13 protein-coding genes are annotated in these 19034 nt (G+C 71.6%); 11 read left to right on the top strand and 2 right to left on the bottom strand.

Annotated elements, in window-relative coordinates; genetic code table 11:
- Window positions 1-23: 23 nt before the first annotated feature.
- The 7 genes from SOM35_RS14480 (at window position 24) to SOM35_RS14450 (ending at window position 8456) form a co-directional block, all read left to right on the top strand.
- Window positions 24-1058, top strand: coding sequence for a FecCD family ABC transporter permease (locus SOM35_RS14480; RefSeq protein WP_320515933.1), 1035 nt, complete (start codon window positions 24-26; stop codon window positions 1056-1058).
- A complete protein-coding gene (locus tag SOM35_RS14475) occupies window positions 1055-2080 on the top strand; it encodes a FecCD family ABC transporter permease (protein WP_111075056.1) in 1026 nt (341 codons plus the stop codon). The genes SOM35_RS14480 and SOM35_RS14475 overlap by 4 nt, the downstream gene beginning before the upstream one ends.
- 264 nt (window positions 2081-2344) lie before the next feature.
- Window positions 2345-4777, top strand: a complete 2433-nt coding sequence (locus SOM35_RS14470) for a glycosyltransferase family 2 protein (RefSeq protein ID WP_320515932.1) — start codon at window positions 2345-2347, stop codon at window positions 4775-4777.
- Window positions 4778-4779: 2 nt separating this feature from the next.
- Window positions 4780-6363 (top strand): chitinase, encoded by a 1584-nt coding sequence (locus SOM35_RS14465; RefSeq protein ID WP_320515931.1) that lies wholly within the window; start codon window positions 4780-4782, stop codon window positions 6361-6363.
- Between the two features lie 173 nt (window positions 6364-6536).
- A complete protein-coding gene (locus tag SOM35_RS14460; RefSeq protein ID WP_111075058.1) occupies window positions 6537-7007 on the top strand; it encodes an FHA domain-containing protein in 471 nt (156 codons plus the stop codon).
- Window positions 7007-7711, top strand: a complete 705-nt coding sequence (gene ftsR, locus SOM35_RS14455; RefSeq protein WP_320515930.1) for a transcriptional regulator FtsR — start codon at window positions 7007-7009, stop codon at window positions 7709-7711. The genes SOM35_RS14460 and ftsR overlap by 1 nt, the downstream gene beginning before the upstream one ends.
- Before the next feature lie 184 nt (window positions 7712-7895).
- Complete coding sequence (locus SOM35_RS14450; RefSeq protein ID WP_320515929.1) at window positions 7896-8456, top strand: MerR family transcriptional regulator; 561 nt, start codon at window positions 7896-7898, stop codon at window positions 8454-8456.
- A 433-nt stretch (window positions 8457-8889) separates the two neighbouring features.
- On the opposite strand, the gene SOM35_RS14445 is transcribed toward SOM35_RS14450, so the two are convergent.
- Window positions 8890-9708, bottom strand: a complete 819-nt coding sequence (locus tag SOM35_RS14445; RefSeq protein ID WP_111075060.1) for a ParA family protein — start codon at window positions 9706-9708, stop codon at window positions 8890-8892.
- Between the two features lie 60 nt (window positions 9709-9768).
- On the opposite strand from SOM35_RS14445, the gene SOM35_RS14440 reads away from it, so the two are divergent.
- The 3 genes from SOM35_RS14440 (at window position 9769) to SOM35_RS14430 (ending at window position 15302) form a co-directional block, all read left to right on the top strand.
- Window positions 9769-13179 (top strand): pyruvate carboxylase, encoded by a 3411-nt coding sequence (locus SOM35_RS14440; protein WP_320515928.1) that lies wholly within the window; start codon window positions 9769-9771, stop codon window positions 13177-13179.
- Between the two features lies 1 nt (window position 13180).
- Entirely contained in the window at window positions 13181-13675 is a 495-nt protein-coding gene (gene def / locus SOM35_RS14435; RefSeq protein ID WP_320515927.1) for a peptide deformylase, read from the top strand.
- Between the two features lie 115 nt (window positions 13676-13790).
- The gene (locus SOM35_RS14430) at window positions 13791-15302 is read left to right on the top strand and encodes a hypothetical protein (protein ID WP_320515926.1); all 1512 of its coding nucleotides are present in this window, start codon (window positions 13791-13793) and stop codon (window positions 15300-15302) included.
- 660 nt (window positions 15303-15962) lie between these two features.
- Here the strand turns inward: SOM35_RS14430 and SOM35_RS14425 are convergent.
- Window positions 15963-17915, bottom strand: a complete 1953-nt coding sequence (locus SOM35_RS14425; protein ID WP_320515925.1) for an AMP-dependent synthetase/ligase — start codon at window positions 17913-17915, stop codon at window positions 15963-15965.
- 140 nt (window positions 17916-18055) lie between these two features.
- On the opposite strand from SOM35_RS14425, the gene SOM35_RS14420 reads away from it, so the two are divergent.
- Window positions 18056-19009 (top strand): ROK family glucokinase, encoded by a 954-nt coding sequence (locus SOM35_RS14420; protein WP_111075108.1) that lies wholly within the window; start codon window positions 18056-18058, stop codon window positions 19007-19009.
- Window positions 19010-19034 lie beyond the last annotated feature (25 nt).

The following is a 19034-nucleotide window of genomic DNA, read 5'->3' as shown; positions in this document are numbered from 1 at the left end:
CCATTAGGCTCGCCTCACTTCCCATGCGATCCCGATCCGTCGCGCCTCCCGCGCCCGCTCCCGTGTCCCGGCTGATGCTCGCCACCGTCCTCGCGGTCGTCGTGCTCGCCGTCGCCTGCGCCCTGAGCGTCGCCGTCGGGTCACGTCCGATCCCGCTCGGCGTCGTCGTCGACACGCTCCTGCACCCGGGGCGGACGGACGAGATCGGGCTCATCGTGCTCGGCAACCGCGTGCCCCGGACCGTCGTCGGACTGCTCGCCGGCGCGGCCCTCGGTGTCGCCGGCGCCGTCATGCAGGGGATCACCCGGAACCCGCTGGCCGACCCGAGCATCCTCGGCGTGAACGCCGGCGCTGCCCTCGCGGTCGTCGTCGGCATCGTCGTGTTCGGCATCAGCGGGACCGCCACCTACCTGCCGTTCGCGTTCGCCGGCGCTGCCCTGGCCGCCCTGCTCGTGTACGGCATCGCCGCCGTCGCCCGCGGCGGGCTGACCCCGGTCGGGCTCGCCCTGTCCGGCGCCGTCACGGCCGCGGCACTGTCGTCCGTCACGACCGCGGTGCTCGTCACGAACGCCAGCCTGCTCGACCAGCTGCGCTTCTGGCAGGTCGGGGCCCTCGCCGGCAAGGACCTCCACACCGCGGGCGTCGTCGTGGCCCCGATCGTCGTCGGGCTCGTCATCGCCGTCGGACTCGGTCGGTCGCTCAACACCCTGGCGCTCGGCGACGAGCTGGCGGCCTCGCTCGGGCAGCGCGTGGTGCTCGTCCGGGCGGTCGGCGCGGTCGTCACCGTGCTGCTCGCCGGTTCCGCGGTGGCCGCCGCCGGACCGATCGCCTTCGTCGGGCTCGCCGTGCCGCACGCCGTCCGCCGACTGTCCGGACCCGACCACCGCTGGACGATCCTCCTGTCCGCCGTGGTCGCACCCGCGCTCCTGCTCGTCGCCGACGTCATCGGCCGGGTCGTCGCCTACCCGGGGGAGCTGCAGGTCGGCATCGTCACCGCGCTGATCGGTGCCCCGGTCTTCATCGCGCTCGTCCGCTCCCGGGTGGTGCGCGGACTGTGACGGCGACGACGACCCGGACGGACCAGCCTCGGCCGCGGCGCCGGGGGACCCGGCGCCGCGAGGCACTGGTCCTCGTCGGCACCCTCGTCGCGCTGCTCGTCCTGGTCCTCGTCGGCCTGGGCGTCGGCGACATCCCGCTGTCTCCGGTGCAGGTGCTCGGCGCGCTCGTCGGGCACGGCGACACGATCTCGGACTTCGTGCTCGGACAGCTCCGTGGCCCGCGGGTCCTGGCCGCCGTCCTCGTCGGGGCCAGCCTGGGCGCGGCCGGGGCGATCGTGCAGAGTGTCGTCCGCAACCCGATCGCCAGCCCGGACGTCATCGGCATCACCGCCGGGGCCAGTGCCTCGGGCCTCGTCGCCATCGTCCTGTTCGGTGCCTCCGGGGTGCTGCTCTTCGGCGTGGTGCTCGTCGGGGCCGTCGCCGTCGCGGTGCTCATCGCCGCCCTGGCCTGGCGGCGGGGGATCACCGGCAACCGGGTCGTCCTGGTCGGCGTCGGTGTCGGCGCGATGGCCCTCAGCGTCACCGGGTGGTTGCTCACCAGCGGCAGCCTGCAGCAGGCGGGCACCGCGCTGCTCTGGCTCTCCGGCAGCCTGAACGCCGTCGACCGCACCGTCGTCGGCGCGCTCCTGGTCGGCTTCCTCGTGCTCATGGCCCTCGCCCTCGTGCAGTCGCCGCGGCTCGCCGTGCTGACCCTCGGGGACGACGTCGCGGCGTCCCTCGGCCTCCGACCCGACCGGGCGAAGGTGCTGCTCCTGCTCACCGCGGTGCTCCTCACCGCCGGGGCCGTCGCCACCGCCGGACCCGTCGCGTTCGTCGCGCTGATGGCGGCGCCCATCGCCCGGCGGCTCGTCGGCGGCGGACGCATCGCCCTCGGCCCGGCCGCAGCCGTCGGCGCCGTCGTCACCCTCGGCTCCGACCTCGTGGCGCAGTTCGCGCTGCCGGGCGTCACCCTGCCGGTCGGGGTGGTCACCGGAGTCGTCGGAGCGCCCTACCTGCTCTGGCTGCTCGCCCGCGGGCGCTGAGGACCCGCCTGCCACCTGGCCGCAGCCGGTCGACGGACGTGCACCGCGCCTCCAGGCCGTGTCCAGCCCGCGGTCGGACTCGCCGCGCCGCCCCCCGGATGCGGGTCCGCGCGCAGGCTTGCGGGAACCCGCAGGAGGTGCCCGGAACCCCCCGTCCGAGGGTCCGCACGACGACGCCCGTCGCCGTACCGTCATCGACGACCACCGGACTCCCGACAGCGCCCACACCCGACGGCTGCTGGTCCGGTACGAACGAAGGACAGCATGCCCGAACACCTGGACGGTGCCCCGACGCGCCGCCGCCAGTGGGGTGCCGAGCGACGGACCCAGCCGCTCGACACGATCCACGCCCGCCCCTCCGACCGGAAGCTCGTCTCCGGACGCGTCGCCATCATCCTGACCATCGCGTTCTGGCTGGCCTACGTCGTCTACACGGTGATCCGCCAGTTCCTGGACTCCGGCACCGAGAGCTTCCGCTTCACCACCGAGGCCATCTCGTACACGGTCGTCGTCACCTTCCTGACCTTCTCGGCCCTGATGCACCTGGTCGCCCGCCAGGGGGCACTCGAGCGCTTCGCCACCCACGTCCGCGTCCCGCGCGCCGAACTCGACCGGCACTTCGCCGAGGGCCACGAGTCGCCGCTGACCGTCCTCGTGCCGAGCTACGCCGAGGAGCCCGAGGTCGTCGCCACCACGCTGTGGTCCGCCGCCCTGCAGGAGTACCCGGACCTCCGCATCGTGCTGCTCGTCGACGACTCGCCGTTCCCGACCGACCCGGAGACCGCCGCGAAGCTCGAGCGCACCCGCGCCGTCGCCGACACCATCCAGTCGCAGCTGGCCGCGCCGTCCCGCCGGTTCCAGGAGGCCCTGCTCTCCGCCGAGGTCGAGGCCACGAACGCGCCGCAGGCCTCCGTGGAGGCTGTGCGCACCCTGGTCGCGCACCACCGCTGGGCAGACGCCTGGCTCCGTCGCCACGCCCGCGAACACGGCGTCGCCGACCACGTCGACCAGTTCTTCACCGACCAGGTCCTCGTCGGCTTGGCGGACGAGTTCCGTCTGACGGCCGAGGCGCTCGACGCCGCGATCACCGACGCCGGCACGGCCCAGTCCACCGACGTCAGCTCGGCGCGCGCCGTCGAACTGCAGCGTCGCCTGGCGTGGACCTTCACCGCCGAGATCACCACGTTCGAGCGGAAGCGCTACGCGAACCTGTCGCACGAGGCGAACAAGGCGATGAACCTCAACTCGTACATCGGCCTGCTCGGCGGCGCCTACCGCCACGAGGAGACCGCGTCCGGCACCGTCCTGCGCACCGTCACCGACCCGGCCGACGCCGACCTCGTCGTCCCCGCGTCCGACTACGTCCTGACGCTCGACGCCGACTCGGTGCTGCTCCGCGACTACTGCCTGCGGCTGGTCTACTTCCTCGAGCAGCCCGAGAACGAACGCGTCGCCGTCACCCAGACGCCGTACTCGTCCTTCCGCGGTGCCGCGACCCGCATCGAGCGTCTCGCCGGTGCCACGACCGACATCCAGCACATCCTGCACCAGGGCATGTCGAAGTACGGCGCCACCTTCTGGGTCGGCGCGAACGCCGTCATCCGCACCCGGGCCCTCCGCGACATCGAGGAGACCGAGACCGTCGGCGGCTTCGAGGTGAAGCGCTACGTCCAGGACCGCACCGTCATCGAGGACACCGAGTCGAGCGTCGACCTCGGCATGCACGGCTGGACCCTCGTCAACTACCCGGAGCGCCTGTCCTACAGCGCCACCCCGCCGGACTTCGGCTCCCTGATCGTGCAGCGGCGACGCTGGGCGAACGGCGGCCTGCTCATCCTGCCGAAGTACATCCGCCAGGTGCGCGAGCGCCGGGCCCGCGGGGAGCGCGTCAGCGTCGTCGAGATGGCGCTCCGCGTCAACTACATGGCGTCGATCGCCTGGGGCTCGCTCGGCCTGATCTTCCTGCTGGCCTACCCGTACGACTCGCGGCTGCTCAGCCCGATGGTGCTGCTCGCCGCCCTGCCGTACTTCTGGCTCTTCGCGAGCGACCTCAAGTACTGCGGCTACAAGCGCACCGACATCCTGCGCATCTACGGCTTCAACCTGGTCCTCATGCCGGTGAACGTCGCCGGCGTGCTGAAGAGCGTGCAGCAGGCCCTCACCGCGAAGAAGATCCCGTTCGCCCGCACGCCCAAGGTCAAGGACCGCACCGCCTCGCCGGCGCTCTACGTCCTGGCCCCGTACGCCATGGTCGCCTTCTCGGTCTTCACCTTCGTGCGGGACTTCGGCGCGCAGAACTGGGGCAACGCGGTGTTCGCCGCCTTCAACGCCCTGCTCGCCCTGTACGCCATCACCGCCTACATCGGCCTCTGGAACTCCGTCGTCGACGTGTTCATCTGGGCGACGAAGTGGATGTTCTACGACCCGTCCGCCCGCGCCGCACGACGTGCAGCGCGCAAGGACGAGCGCGCCACCGCCAAGGCCGTCCGACGCGGACTGGTCCCGGAGGCCGTCCCCGCGACCGAGGACTGGCGCTCGGTGCTCTACTTCGGCCAGCGCGGCACGACCATCCCGGAACACCTCGGGGCCGACCACCTCGGCACCTCCCACCCCGGGACCACCCACCAGATCGGGGCCGGCACCGCCGGTGCCCAGCGCGGCCTCGCCGTGCAGCACGACGAGAAGACGGCGGCCTGACCATGAGCACCACACGACGACTCTCCCCGGTCCGGGTCACCCTGGCCGCCGTGGTCGCCCTCGCGGTCGTCGCCGGCGGGTACGCCGGCGTCGACCGGTGGCAGAGCGCCCAGGCGGCCGAGACGGTGAAGCCCTGGTTCGCCGCCTACACCGACGTCACCGTCACCCCGACGTTCCCGTTCGAGGACGTCAAGTCCGCGAAGGGCCGCGACGTCATGCTGTCCTTCGTGGTGGCCGACCACGATCACGCCTGCACGCCGACCTGGGGTGCCGCCTACGGCCTCCAGGAAGCGGGGGACCAGCTCGACCTGGACCGCCGCATCGCCCGTCTCGAGCAGCAGAAGGGCGCCGTCGGGGTGTCCTTCGGCGGACTGGCCAACGACGAGCTCGCCTCGACCTGCACCGACCAGGACAAGCTCGTGTCGGCGTACCAGAGCGTCGTGAAGCGCTACGACGTCTCCACGGTGGACTTCGACATCGAGAGCGACGACCTGACCAAGGCCGACGCCGGCAAGCGCCGTGCCCAGGCCGTGGCGGAGCTGCAGGAGCAGCGTCGCGGCGCCGGACACCCGCTCGCCGTGTGGCTCACGCTGCCCGCCGCGCCCGGCGGACTGACCGCCGACGGCACCAAGGCCGTGTCGCAGTTCCTCAGCGCCGGGGTCGACCTGGCCGGCGTCAACGCCATGACGATGGACTACGGCGACAGCATGGGCTCGAGCCAGAGCATGTACTCGGCCTCGGTCGAGACCCTGCAGCAGGTGCACCGCCAGCTCGGCATCCTGTACACCCGCGCCGGCACCCCGCTCAGCGACGGCACGCTCTGGCACAAGGTCGGCGCCACCCCGATGATCGGCCAGAACGACGTGCAGGACGAGGTCTTCTCGATGCGCGACGCGGCGAAGCTCAACGCATGGGCACGCCAGACCGGGCTCGGGCGGATGTCGATGTGGTCCCTCAACCGCGACACCACGTGCGGTTCGAACTACGTCAACCTGTCCACCGTGTCGAACTCGTGCTCCGGGGTCGACCAGGACGGCAAGCTGTTCACCGACGTGCTCGGCAAGGGCTTCAGCGGCGGCATCGTCGCGGCGTCCGGCGACGTGACGACCGCCGAGCCGTCCTCGACCACGCAGCCCTCCGACGACCCGTCGACCAGCCCCTACCCGGTGTGGGACAAGGACTCGGCCTACCTCGAGGGCACCAAGATCGTCTGGCACCGGAACGTCTACGAGGCCAAGTGGTGGACCTCCGGCGACCTGCCCGACGACGCCGTGCTCAGCTCCTACGAGACTCCGTGGCAGCTCGTCGGCCCGGTGCTGCCGGGGGAGAAGCCGGTGGCACCCGTCCAGCTGCCGTCCGGCACCTACCCGGCCTGGTCGGGCACCACGAGCTACGACACCGGCGACCGGGTCCTGTTCGACGGCACGCCGTACCAGGCGAAGTGGTGGAACACCGGCGACAGCCCGGAGGCCTCCACCAGCGACCCCGACGGCTCGCCCTGGACGCGGCTGAAGGACTCCGAGGTGCAGGAGATCCTGCACGACGTGCAGTCCGGCGGGTCGGCGCCGTCCGGCGCCGGTCACTGACCGCAGAGGCGCTGCGGCACGACCCGGCAACCTGACGGACGGGAGGCTCCTCACCAGCTGGTGGGGAGCCTCCCGTCCGTCCGTGGGAGTCCGCCGGATGTCCCCTGTGCACGGGGCTCTCGCCGAGTGCGTCGTTTCCGATACGCTGGACGACCAAGAGGAGGAGGTCCACGATGCCAGATCCAGTGGTCCCGCAGCCGGGACGCCCGGAAGAGCGGCTGGTCGACACCACGCTGACCTTCAGCATGGAGAACGCCGCGGCGCTCACGCCCGAGGCCGGAGTCACCGCAGAAGAACGCGACGCGATCTCGGCGCTGCCGTCGGGCTCGGCGTTGCTCGTCGTCCGTCGCGGTCCGAACGTGGGTGCGCGGTTCCTCCTCGACTCCGACGTCACGACGGCCGGTCGACACCCCGACGCCAGCATCTTCCTCGACGACGTCACGGTGTCGCGCAAGCACGCCGACTTCGTCCGTCGGGGCACGTCGTTCAGCGTGAAGGACCTCGGCTCGTTGAACGGCACGTACTTCGACGGTGTCCGCATCGACGAAGCACTGCTCGTCGACGGTTCCGAAGTGCAGGTCGGCAAGTTCCGGCTGACGTTCTACGCCTCCCGGGTCGACCTGGCGCGCCTGGCGAACGCGTAGTGGCGCCCCGCTCCGCTGCGGCGCGGGCGGTGTCCCCGGCGCCGGACCTGCTCACGATCGGGCAGGTCCTCGCGCGTCTGAAGCCGGAGTTCCCCGACCTGTCGAGCTCCAAGCTGCGTTTCCTCGAAGAGCGTGAGCTGGTCACGCCGATCCGCACCCAGAGCGGCTACCGGAAGTTCTCGCCAGCCGACGTCGACCGACTGCGCATCGTGCTCGGGCTGCAGCGCGACCACTACCTGCCGCTCAAGGTCATCAAGGACTACCTCGCCGACCTCGACGCCGGACGCGAACCGACCCTGCCGGGCGGTGGTGACGTCCCGCGTCCGTCGATGCTCGGGCGCGAGCGGCGGTACTCCCGCGACGAACTCCAGCGTGCGGCCGGTGCGTCGCCGATGCTCGTCGGTGACGCGGTGTCCGCTTCGCTCATCCCGGCGTCCGACTCCTACGGCGAGGACTCGGTCGGTGTGCTGAAGGCCCTGGTCGAGCTGCAGCGCTCCGGCATCGAGCCCCGACACCTCCGGACCTTCCGCAGCACCGCCGAGCGCGAGGTCGGTCTCATCGAGTCGGCTCTCATGCCGGTGTCCCGCCGTGGGGACGCCACGTCCCGCGCGAAGGCCCTCGAACTCGCCCGGGAGATCGCCGGACACCTCGAGGTCATCCGATCGTCACTCATCCGCGCGGCCATCGGTCGGCTCGACTCGTGAGCGGCCCGGGCGGGTCGGACCCTCGACGGCGGTCGGTGCCGGGGCATATCCTCGACACGCCGGACGCGCCGGTGCGGATGTCCCGCCTCCACGCCGCCCGACTCGCTACCGTGGACCTCGGAACAACTCTCAACCCGCTGTTGAAGCTTCGGGTGGGAGCTCGATCGTCGTGGAAGGCAAGCTGATGAGTGGGAACGATGTCCCCGGTACCCCGTCTGACATGACGCGGTACGACCTCGGGCTGCTGTTCACCGACGGCCTGCCCGAGCGCGACGAGCAGAACGGCTACCGCGGCACCGTCGCCGCGAAGGCAGCCGGCATCAGCTACCGCCAGCTCGACTACTGGGCCCGCACCGAACTCGTGCAGCCCACGATCCGCGGCGCTGCCGGATCCGGCTCGCAGCGGCTCTACGGCTTCCGCGACATCCTCGTCCTCAAGCTCGTCAAGCGCCTGCTCGACACCGGCATCTCGCTGCAGCAGATCCGCACCGCCGTGAACCAGCTCCGCGAAGCCGGCGTGAGCGACCTGGCGCAGACGACCCTGATGTCGGACGGCGCCTCGGTGTACCTGTGCACCTCCGACGACGAGGTCATCGACCTGGTCTCCCGCGGGCAGGGCGTCTTCGGCATCGCCGTGGGCAAGGTCCTGCGCGAGGTCGAGTCCTCCCTGGTCGAGCTCGACGCCACCCCGGCAGAGGACCCGAGCGACGAGCTCGCGGCGCGTCGGGCGACCCGCGCGTCCTGACCGTCCCGGCCGTCGTGGCTGTGACGTGACCGTCCCGGTCCAGACGCCTGCCTGACGGGCGGGCACCGCGCCTCCCGGCCGCGCCCCGCCGCCGCGCCACGCGCCACGCGCCCCCCGCCGACCGGTCACGAATCGTCGTTCTCGCAGGGCACAGCCGACACTTCGTGACCGCTCGGCGGAACTGAGCGGGGTGTCCTGGCCGTTCGTGGGGGGCCGCCGGGAGCCGTCGGGAGCTGCCGGGAGCCGCCGGACGGGCCCGACGCGCCCGCGTTCCCCCGCCGACCGGTCACGAATCGTCGTTCTCGCCGGACTTTGCCGACACTTCGTGACCGCTCGGCGGAACTGAGCGGGGTGTCCTGGCCGCTCGGCCGCGCACGCCCCCGGGAACGACGAAGGGCCGCCCGCGGGCGACCCTCCGAGCGACGAACGAACCTCAGGCGATCGCGCCCGCACCGTCCGCGTACGGCCCGATCTTGCCCGTGCGCATGATGCGCTCGAGCAGCTGGTCGAAGTTCCGCGCCATCTCCTGCGCCGACTCGCCCGGCCAGACGTGCAGCGGCTTCGCGGCACCCTGCGCCTGCTGCAGCGACGTGCGCTCGGGCAGCTGGGGGGAGAGCACGAGGGGCCCGAACATGTCGCGGAGCTCCTTGATGCGGAACTGGTGCTCGAGCGACTGCACACGGGCGCGGTTCACGATGATGCCGAGGGGCTGGAGGCGCGGCGAGAGACCACGGCGGATCTCCTCGATCGCGCGCAGGGCCCGGTCGGCAGCGGCGACGGAGAACAGGCCGGGCTCGGTCACGACGGTCACGCGGTCGGACGCCGCCCAGGCCGTACGGGTCAGCGCGTTCAGCGACGGAGCGCAGTCGATGAGCACCAGGTCGTAGTCGGCCTCGACGTTCGCCAGGGCCTCTTCGAGCTTCCAGATGTCGCGGATCGACGGGTGCGGCCCGTCGAAGTTGATGGCGGAGGGCGACCCGACCATGACGTCGATCTTGCCCTGGGAACCCTTCGTCCAGCCGGACGGCGCGATGGCCTGGCGGACGATCTTCTCCTTCGGGTTCTCGAGGACGTCGGCCACGTTGAGGTGGCCGGTCAGGTTGATGTCGAGGCCCGTGGAGACGTCCGACTGCGGGTCGAGGTCCACCACGAGGGTGCGCAGACCCTTGGCGAACGCCGCCGACGTCAGGCCGAGCGTCACCGTCGTCTTGCCGACACCGCCCTTGAGGGAGCTCACGCTGAGTACATGCACGATGAGCAACGTTACCGCCAGTAAGGTTGTGAGACCTCAACCCGGGCTGAAAGGGACCTCGTGTTCACCAAGATCCTGGTCGCGAACCGTGGCGAGATCGCCATCCGAGCCTTCCGCGCAGCGTACGAGCTCGGTGCCCGGACCGTGGCGGTCTACCCGTACGAAGACCGCAACTCCCTGCACCGGTTGAAGGCCGACGAGGCCTACCTGATCGGCGAGCGCGGACACCCGGTGCGCGCCTACCTGGACGTCTCCGAGATCATCCGGGTCGCCCGCGAGTCGGGGGCGGACGCGATCTACCCGGGCTACGGCTTCCTGTCCGAGAACCCGGAGCTCGCCGCCGCGGCTGCCGCTGCGGGCATCACCTTCATCGGCCCGGGCGAGCACGTGCTCGAGATGGCCGGCAACAAGGTGACGGCGAAGGAGCACGCGATCGCGGCGGGTGTCCCGGTGCTCGCGAGCACCCCGGCCAGCCGCGACGTCGACGAACTCGTGGCGGGTGCCGAGGCGATCGGCTTCCCGGTGTTCGCGAAGGCCGTCGCCGGTGGTGGTGGTCGTGGCATGCGCCGGGTGGAGACCCCGGCCGAGCTCCGTCCCGCACTGGAAGAGGCGATGCGGGAGGCCGACAGTGCGTTCGGCGACCCGACGATGTTCCTCGAGATGGCGGTGCTCCGACCGCGCCACATCGAGGTCCAGATCCTGGCCGACGCGACCGGCACCGACGCCGGCACGATCCACCTGTTCGAGCGGGACTGCTCGGTGCAGCGCCGCAACCAGAAGGTCGTCGAGATCGCCCCGGCGCCGAACCTCGACCCGGAGATCGCCGCAGCACTGCACCGCGACGCCGTGGCCTTCGCCCGGTCGATCGGGTACGTCAACGCCGGCACGGTCGAGTTCCTGCTCGACACCGTGGGGGAGCGCGCCGGCCAGCACGTCTTCATCGAGATGAACCCGCGCATCCAGGTCGAGCACACGGTGACCGAAGAGGTCACCGACGTCGACCTCGTCCAGTCGCAGATGCGGATCGCCGCGGGGGAGACCCTCGCCGACCTCGGGCTGGCGCAGGACTCGGTCGCGGTGCACGGTGCCGCGCTGCAGACGCGCATCACGACCGAGGACCCGAACCAGGGCTTCCGTCCCGACACCGGCCGCATCACCACCTACCGCAGCCCGGGTGGCGCCGGCGTGCGGCTCGACGGCGGCACGGTCGCCACCGGTGCGCAGATCAGCCCGCACTTCGACTCGATGCTCGCGAAGATGACGTGCCGCGGTCGGGACTTCCCGGCGGCCGTCGCCCGCGCGCGTCGTGCCCTCGCCGAGTTCCGGATCCGCGGCGTCAGCACGAACATCCCGTTCCTGCAGGCCGTCCTCGAGGACCCGGACTTCGCCCGCGGTGACGTCTCCACGGCGTTCATCGGCGAACGTCCGCAGCTGTTCGACGGGCACGTGTCGAAGGACCGCGGCACGAAGGTCCTCAACTGGCTCGCCGACGTCACGGTGAACAAGCCGAACGGCTCGCCCGCAGCGCACGTCGTCGACCCGGCGTCGAAGCTGCCGGACGTCGACCTCGGCGCCCCGGTCCCCGAGGGGCAGCGTGACCTGCTGCTCCGCGTCGGCCCGGCCGAGTGGGCCCGGTCGCTCCGCGCACAGACCGCGCTGGCCGTCACCGAGACCACGATGCGGGACGCGCACCAGTCGCTCCTCGCCACACGGGTCCGCACGAAGGACCTCGTCGCGGTCGCACCGTCCGTCGCGCGGCTCACCCCGCAGCTGCTCAGCGTCGAGGCCTGGGGCGGCGCGACCTACGACGTCGCCCTCCGGTTCCTCGGCGAGGACCCGTGGGAGCGTCTGACCTCGCTGCGTCAGGCGATGCCGAACATCCCGATCCAGATGCTGCTGCGCGGCCGCAACACGGTCGGCTACACGCCGTACCCGACCGAGGTGACGGACGCGTTCGTCGCCGAGGCCGCCGCGACCGGCGTCGACGTCTTCCGGGTCTTCGACGCGCTGAACGACGTCAGTCAGCTGCGTCCCGCCCTGGAGGCCGTGCTCGCCACCGGCACGGCCGTCGCGGAAGCAGCGCTCTGCTACACGGGCGACCTCCTCGACCCGGCCGAGGACCTCTACACGCTCGACTACTACCTGCGGCTCGCCGAGCAGATGGTCGACGCCGGTGCACACGTGATCGGCATCAAGGACATGGCGGGGCTCCTCCGCGCTGGTGCGGCCGAGAAGCTCGTCGCCGCGCTGCGCGAACGGTTCGACCAGCCGGTGCACGTGCACACGCACGACACCGCGGGCGGGCAGCTCGCGACCCTCCTGGCGGCCTCCCGTGCCGGTGCGGACGCGGTGGACGTGGCCGCGGCACCGATGGCCGGCACCACCAGCCAGCCGAGCATGTCGGCGCTGGTCGCCGCCCTCGCACACACCGAGCGGGACACCGGCATCGACCTCGGTGCCGTCGGCGACCTCGAGCCCTACTGGGAAGCCGTCCGCCGCGTGTACGCGCCGTTCGAGTCCGGGCTCGCGGGCCCGACCGGCCGCGTGTACAAGCACGAGATCCCCGGCGGGCAGCTGTCGAACCTCCGTCAGCAGGCCATCGCGCTCGGCCTCGGCGACCGCTTCGAGCAGGTCGAGGACTGGTACGCCGAGGCGAACCGGATCCTCGGACGCCCGCCGAAGGTCACCCCGTCGTCGAAGGTCGTCGGCGACCTCGCCCTGCAGCTCGCGGCGGTGAACGCCGACCCGGCGGACTTCGAGCAGCACCCGGAGAAGTACGACGTGCCGGACTCGGTGGTCGGCTTCATGGCGGGCGAGCTCGGCGACCTGCCGGGTGGCTGGCCGGAGCCGTTCCGCTCGAAGGTCCTGGCCGGGCGCGACGTCCGGATCGAGGTCACCCCGGTGCCGGAGCACGAGCGCGCCGCCCTCGACACCCCGGGCACCGTGCGGCAGCAGGCCCTGAACCGCCTGCTGTTCGAGCAGCCCACCCGCCAGTTCCAGCAGGTCCGTGACGAGTACGGCGACCTGTCCGTCGTGCCGACCGTCGACTACCTGTACGGCCTCCGCGCCGGCGAGGAGCACGTCGTGCCGCTCGGCAGGGGCGTGAACCTGCTCGTCGGGCTCGAGGCGATCGGCGAGGTCGACGCCCGGGGCATCCGGACCGTGATGGCGACCATGAACGGACAGCTCCGGCCGGTGGCCGTGCGTGACCGTTCGGTCGTCGTCGAGACCAAGGCCGCCGAGAAGGCGGACCGGTCCGACCCGAAGCACGTCGCTGCCCCGTTCTCCGGGGTCGTGACGCTCAAGGTCGCCGTCGGTGACGTCGTCGAGGCCGGTCAGGCCGTGGCGAGCATCGAGGCGATGAAGATGGAAGCGGCCATCACGGCACCCGTCGCGGGGACCGTCGGCCGTCTCGCGATCCCGGTGACCCAGCAGGTGGACGCCGGCGACCTCCTGGTGGTGCTGCAGTAACGTGACCGTCCGTCCCATCCGCCTGTTCGGCGACCCCGTCCTCCGTTCGCCCGCCGACCCGGTCCGCATCGGTGCCGACGGTGTCCGCGAACTCGTCCAGGACCTCATCGACACCGTCAAGGAGCCCGGCCGCGCCGGCGTGGCCGCGCCGCAGATCGGGGTCGGCCTCCGCGCGTTCTCGTACAACGTCGACGGCGAGGTCGGGTACGTCCTCAACCCCGAGGTCGTCGAGACCGCCGGCGAGCCCGAGCTCATGGACGAGGGGTGTCTGTCGGTGCCCGGTCTGGCGTACCCGACGAAGCGCTTCCCGTACGCCAAGGTGCGTGGCGTGGACGTCGACGGTGAACCGGTGGAGCTCGAGGGCACCGGGCTGATGGCCGAGGCCCTGCAGCACGAGTGCGACCACCTGGACGGCACCGTCTACGTGATGACCCTCGACCCGGAGACACGTCGGCAGGCGCTCCGGGACATCCGCGCGCAGGACTGGTTCCACTAGCGATCCGCCGCTCCCGTGGGCAGCCCCCGGACGCGGGCCTGCCGAGGTCGGCGGCGCTGTGTACGGTTGCCGCGTCCGGGTCGATCCCGGGCGGACCAGGGGCAGGGGAGACAGCATGCAGAAGACTCACGTGGCACGCCGACGCGCCACTTCCATCGCGGTCGCGGCGGCGTTCGTCGCGCTCGTCGGCACCACGATCAGTGTGGTGCCGGACGCGCGACCAGCAGAGGCAGCCACGTCGCAGCAGGTCGAGGCCCCGGACTTCGCGTCCGAGGTCTACGGCGACCCGTGGGACTACTCCAACGCCGAGGACCAGAACCTCGACGAGGTCGGCACGCCCACGTCGGTGAGCGCCGGCAAGCTCAAGGTCGCCCTGCGCTCCGGTGACCAGGTGTCGCTCGTGCAGACCGTCAGCGGCAGCCTGCCGTACGGGCGCGACGGCGCCGCGAAGCCGATCAACGCCGCGAAGTACACGAGCCTGTCGTTCAGCATGGACCAGCCCTTCACGCGGCAGATCGGCGCCGTGTACTGGTGGACCTGCTGTGAGAAGACCTCGGCCTGCGGTGGCGGCATCACCTTCCCGGTGACCGCTGGCAGCCACGTGTACGACCTCGCGCTCTCGAAGAGCTCCCAGCTCCAGGGGAAGCGGCCCTTCAGCGGGACCATCGTCGCGCTCCGCGTCGACCCCGTGGTCCTCCCGGCCGGCAAGACCGGGACGGCGAGCATCGACTGGGTGCGCCTGCACGGAGCCGGTGGCTCGCGTGCGGCCTACCCGCCGGGGACCTACGGCGGCATCACCGTCGCCCCGCGGCCGCGTCCGGTCGTGGACTCGCCGAACCCGTCGCAGGGCGTCGACCTCGCGACCCGACAGCGTGGCAAGCCGTGGGTGTTCACCAGCCCGGAAGCTGCGCAGGGCATCGGCATCAAGTACGCGACGATCCTCGGGTACGACAACGCCGGGATGACGGCGCGCAACTCGGGCAAGTACCCCGGCGACTCGCAGCTCTCGCTCCCGGTCTCGCGGTTCTCGGCCAGCACCTACCACAACCTCTCGATCGAGTACACCTACGACGGCTCCTACTCGCTGAAGTCGACCGCCGGGGGCGGCAAGATGGCGCGGCTCATCTGGTGGGACCCGTCGTCGACCGTCCCGCAGATCGGCAACGACGTCCTGACCTACTCGCACGGCAACGCGCGGGAGATCCGGATCGACCTCAACGCGCAGAACGACCTCGACGAGGACGCCCTCGTCCCGAAGCTCGGCTGGTCCGGGCGGACCGTGTCCGCGCTGCGTTTCGACCCGAACGAGGACCCGGGCGCGCTGACCTGGCACCTGCGGTCCCTGCACCTCCGGGCCGACCCGACCGCCGTCGGCTCGACGACGATCCAGTTCCACGACGCGGCCTGGGTCCCGGGGGCCACGGCGACGGTGTTCGTCGCCCGTGACCACTCCGACACGTGGCGGCCGATCGCCGACGAGATCGCTGTGAAGCAGGGGACGAACTCCGTGCCGTTCTCCATCGCGAAGCTGCCGGCGTCGAAGTACCGCGTGAAGGTGACGATCACCCACCCGGGTGTCGCGAGTGCCGTCGGGCTGGCCAGCTCGACGATCACGATGCGGCGCTGACCCACGCCCGAGTCGATGCCCGCGCGGGCGGCTGACGTGTCCCTCCGAGGGCCGCCAGCCGTCCGTGGGGGACATCTGACGCCGTGACGGGTGACACCCCAACGCGGGATTGTCGTCATGTCCCGACGAAGCGGTACCGTGTCCCGGTCGGTCCTCCCGCCGACATGGTTTCCCACCTCCAGGACGCACGATGACACTCCACACCGACGAGCTCAGCTCGCACCGCACCCGCACCAACCGACGCCCAGAGCCTGTCCCGGCGAAAACTGCCGCGACGGCCGTCCTCGAGCCCGAACAGGGTCAGGAACCCGCCTCCGTCTGACGGATGGGGAGCGGCAGGTGATCGACGTCGACGGTGACGTCGCTCGGCAGAACGCACCCGACCGGCCATCAGGCGCCCGACACGACAGAGAACGACCCAGCACGACGGCACCCACCGAACGACGGCACGACTGCACCACCGTGCTGTGACGGAGGCCCGGTACCGGTCCCAGGGACCGGGACCGGGCCTCCCGTGTGTCCGCAACCCGCCGTCGCGTCCGATTCGTCGTCGTCCGAGGCCGTCGCGGAGCCGGGAGGACGACTTCGAGGTCATGCGCCGTCGCCCCTGTCGTTCCGGTCGGGGAGCCGACGGCCCGGCACGCCGGGTCGAGGTCGCGCTCAGCGCCGCCGGCGGCTCTCGATCACCGGTGTCGCCGTTGTCTGCACCTTCGACCCCGAGTAGATGTACTCGATGTCCGCGGCGAAGTCGCGCAGGACGACCGAGCGCTTGATGGTGAGCTTCGGCGTGAGGTGCCCCGAGGCCTCGGTCAGGTCCGCGTCGACGACCGAGAAGGACCGCACCGACTCGGCACGGGAGACCCGCCCGTTCGCGGTGTCCACGGCCTCCTGGACGGCCTGCTGCACGCGCTCGTCGTGGGCGGCCTGCTGCGGGGTGAGGGCCGGGGTGATCCCGCGTGCCTCGCACCAGCCCGGCAGCATGTCCCGGTCGAGCGTGACCAGTGCGGCGACGAAGGGCTTGCCCTCGCCGACGACGACGACCTGTCCGACGAGCGGGTGCTCGCGGATCGCGTCCTCGAGCGGGGCCGGTGCCACGTTCTTGCCGCTCGCGGTGACGATGAGCTCCTTGGCGCGACCGGTGACGGACAGGACCCCGTCGCCGTCCAGCCGACCGAGGTCGCCGGTACGGAACCAGCCGTCACGGAAGGCGGCCGCCGTGGCCTCCGGGTTCTGCCAGTAGCGGTCGAAGACGTCGACGCCGCGGATCAGGATCTCCTGGTCGTCGGCGATCCGGATCTCCACGCCCGGCAGCGCCCGCCCGACCGACCCGATCCGGAGCTCGGTCGCCCGGTTCACCGTCGCCGGTGCGGTCGTCTCGGTGAGCCCGTAGCCCTCGAGGATGTGCACGCCGATGGAGCGGAAGAAGTGCGACAGCCGCGGGGAGAGCGGAGCCGAACCGCTGATGGCGTAACGCACGCGACCGCCGATCGCATCGCGCAGCTTGCGGTACACGAGCCGGTCGAACAGGCGGAAGCGCAGGGACAGCCCGAGCGGGACCCGTCCGGCGGCGACGGCCTCTGAGTGCGCGACGGCGGTGGCGGCGGCCGCGCGGAAGACCCGGCCCTTGCCGCCGAGGTCGGCCTTCTGCTCGGCAGAGTTGTAGATCTTCTCGAACACCCGGGGGACCGCGAGCAGGAAGGTCGGCTTGAAGGTCGACACCGCGCGCATCAGGTCCTTCGTGTCCGGCTCGTGCCCGACCAGGACTCCTGCCGAGACCGACATCGCCGCGATGAACCGGGCGAAGACGTGGGCCATCGGGATGAACAGCAGCGTCGAGGCGTCACCGGCGACGATCTCCGACATGGCTTCGGTCGAGCCCTCGACCGTGGCGGTGAAGTTGTCGTGCCGCAGCACGCAGCCCTTCGGTCGACCGGTGGTGCCCGACGTGTAGATGATCGTGGCGTCGTCCCGACCGGAGACGGCGGCCGTGCGGGCGTCGAGCTCGTCGTCGGCGATCTCCTCGCCGAGGCGCGCCAGGTCGTCCAGGCCGCCGCCGTCGATCGTCCAGTGCTGGCCGAGGTGCGGCAGGTCACTCGCGATGCCGGCGACGCGACGGGCGTGTTCCTCTTTCTCGACGACGATCGCCACCGACTCGGAGTCCGACAGGATGTGCCGGATCTGGTCGGGGGAGCTCGTCTCGTAGACCGGCACGGAGACCAGGCCCGCGGTCCACACGGCGAAGTCGACGAGCGTCCACTCCATCCGGGTGCGGGACAGGATCGCGACGTGGGCGCCGGGCTGCAGGCCGGCGGCGACGAAGCCCTTGGCGATCGCACGGACCCGGGCCAGGACGTCGGCCGCGGCGATGCCGGTCCAGGTGTCGCCGGTGCGTTCGGCCAGGATCGGCCGCGCGGGGGTGAGTCGTGCGCGGTCGGACAGCAGGCGGGCGGCGGAGCCGTGGTCGGGGGCGACCGGGCCGCTGTCGGCGGCGCTCCCGGCTGCACCGGGTGCGGGCGCCGTGTGGCGTCCGGCGGCCGTCGGTGCGCTCTCGTGCGCGACGGGCGATCCGCCCGTGCTGGTGGACGTGGTGCGGTCGGCACGCTGATCGGTCACGGCAACTCCCTCGTTGTCCCGTTCGATGTGAGTCCGCTCATCTTCGAGTCGGCTCCCGCTCAGCATAGGACGACTCCCCTCGCGTTCGGTGAGTCGGCCTCGTTCGGTGAGTCGTCCCCGAACGGGTAGGCTCCGTGTTCGTGCATGCCATCGGAATCGACATCGGGGGCACCAAGATCGCGGGAGCGGTCGTCACGGAGCTGGGCGAGATCCTCGCCGAGGACCGCGTCGCCACGAACGCTGCGGACCCGATCGCCATGCTCGACGACGTCGTGTCGATGGTCGAGCGCCTCAGACTCCAGCACCAGGTCGGTGCGGTGGGGGTCGCCGCCCCCGGGTTCATCGACGCCTCGCAGTCGATCGTGTACTACACGCCGAACATCCGCTGGCGGAACGAGCCCCTGCGCCAGAAGCTCCAGGAGCGTCTGGGCGACCTGCACATCACCGTCGACAACGACGCGAACGCCGCCGGGTGGGCCGAGTTCCGCTTCGGTGCCGGTCGGCTCGTGTCCGACATGACCATGCTCACCATCGGCACCGGGGTCGGCGGCGCGATCGTGACCGAGGACCGGCTGTTCCGCGGCGGCTTCGGCACCGGCGGCGAGATCGGCCACCTGCGCATCGTGCCGAACGGCCTGCCCTGTGGCTGCGGAGCCCGCGGCTGCATCGAGCAGTACGGCTCCGGTCGTGCCCTGCAGCGGATGGCGAACGACGTCGCGGACGCCGGCGGCATCGGTGTCGCCCTGGCCGAAGCGCGTGACGCCAACGGCGGGCAGCTCGACGGCGCCGTCGTGGGGGAGCTCATCCTCGCCGACGACCCGGGCGCCCTCGCGGCCCTCCGGCGTCTCGGTCGCCACCTCGGCGAAGCGTGCGCGTCCCTGTCGGCCGTGCTCGACCCGCAGCTGTTCGTCTTCGGCGGCGGCGTCGCCAGCGCGGGCGACCGGCTGCTCGAGCCGATCAAGCAGGCGTACCTCAACAACCTGCCGGCGCGGGGCTACCACCCGGAGCCGGACTTCGTGATCGCCGAGCTCGTCAACGACGCCGGTGTCGTCGGTGCCGCCGACCTCGCCCGCATCCACGCCCGCACCGCCTGAACCGCGGTTGCCGGTACCCCGCACG

Origin of the sequence: Curtobacterium sp. CFBP9011, assembly GCF_034045095.1 — a bacterium.
Taxonomy (GTDB): domain Bacteria; phylum Actinomycetota; class Actinomycetes; order Actinomycetales; family Microbacteriaceae; genus Curtobacterium.
The sequence above is the reverse complement of the archived record's forward strand: the minus strand, read 5'-3'. Positions and strand labels throughout refer to the sequence as shown.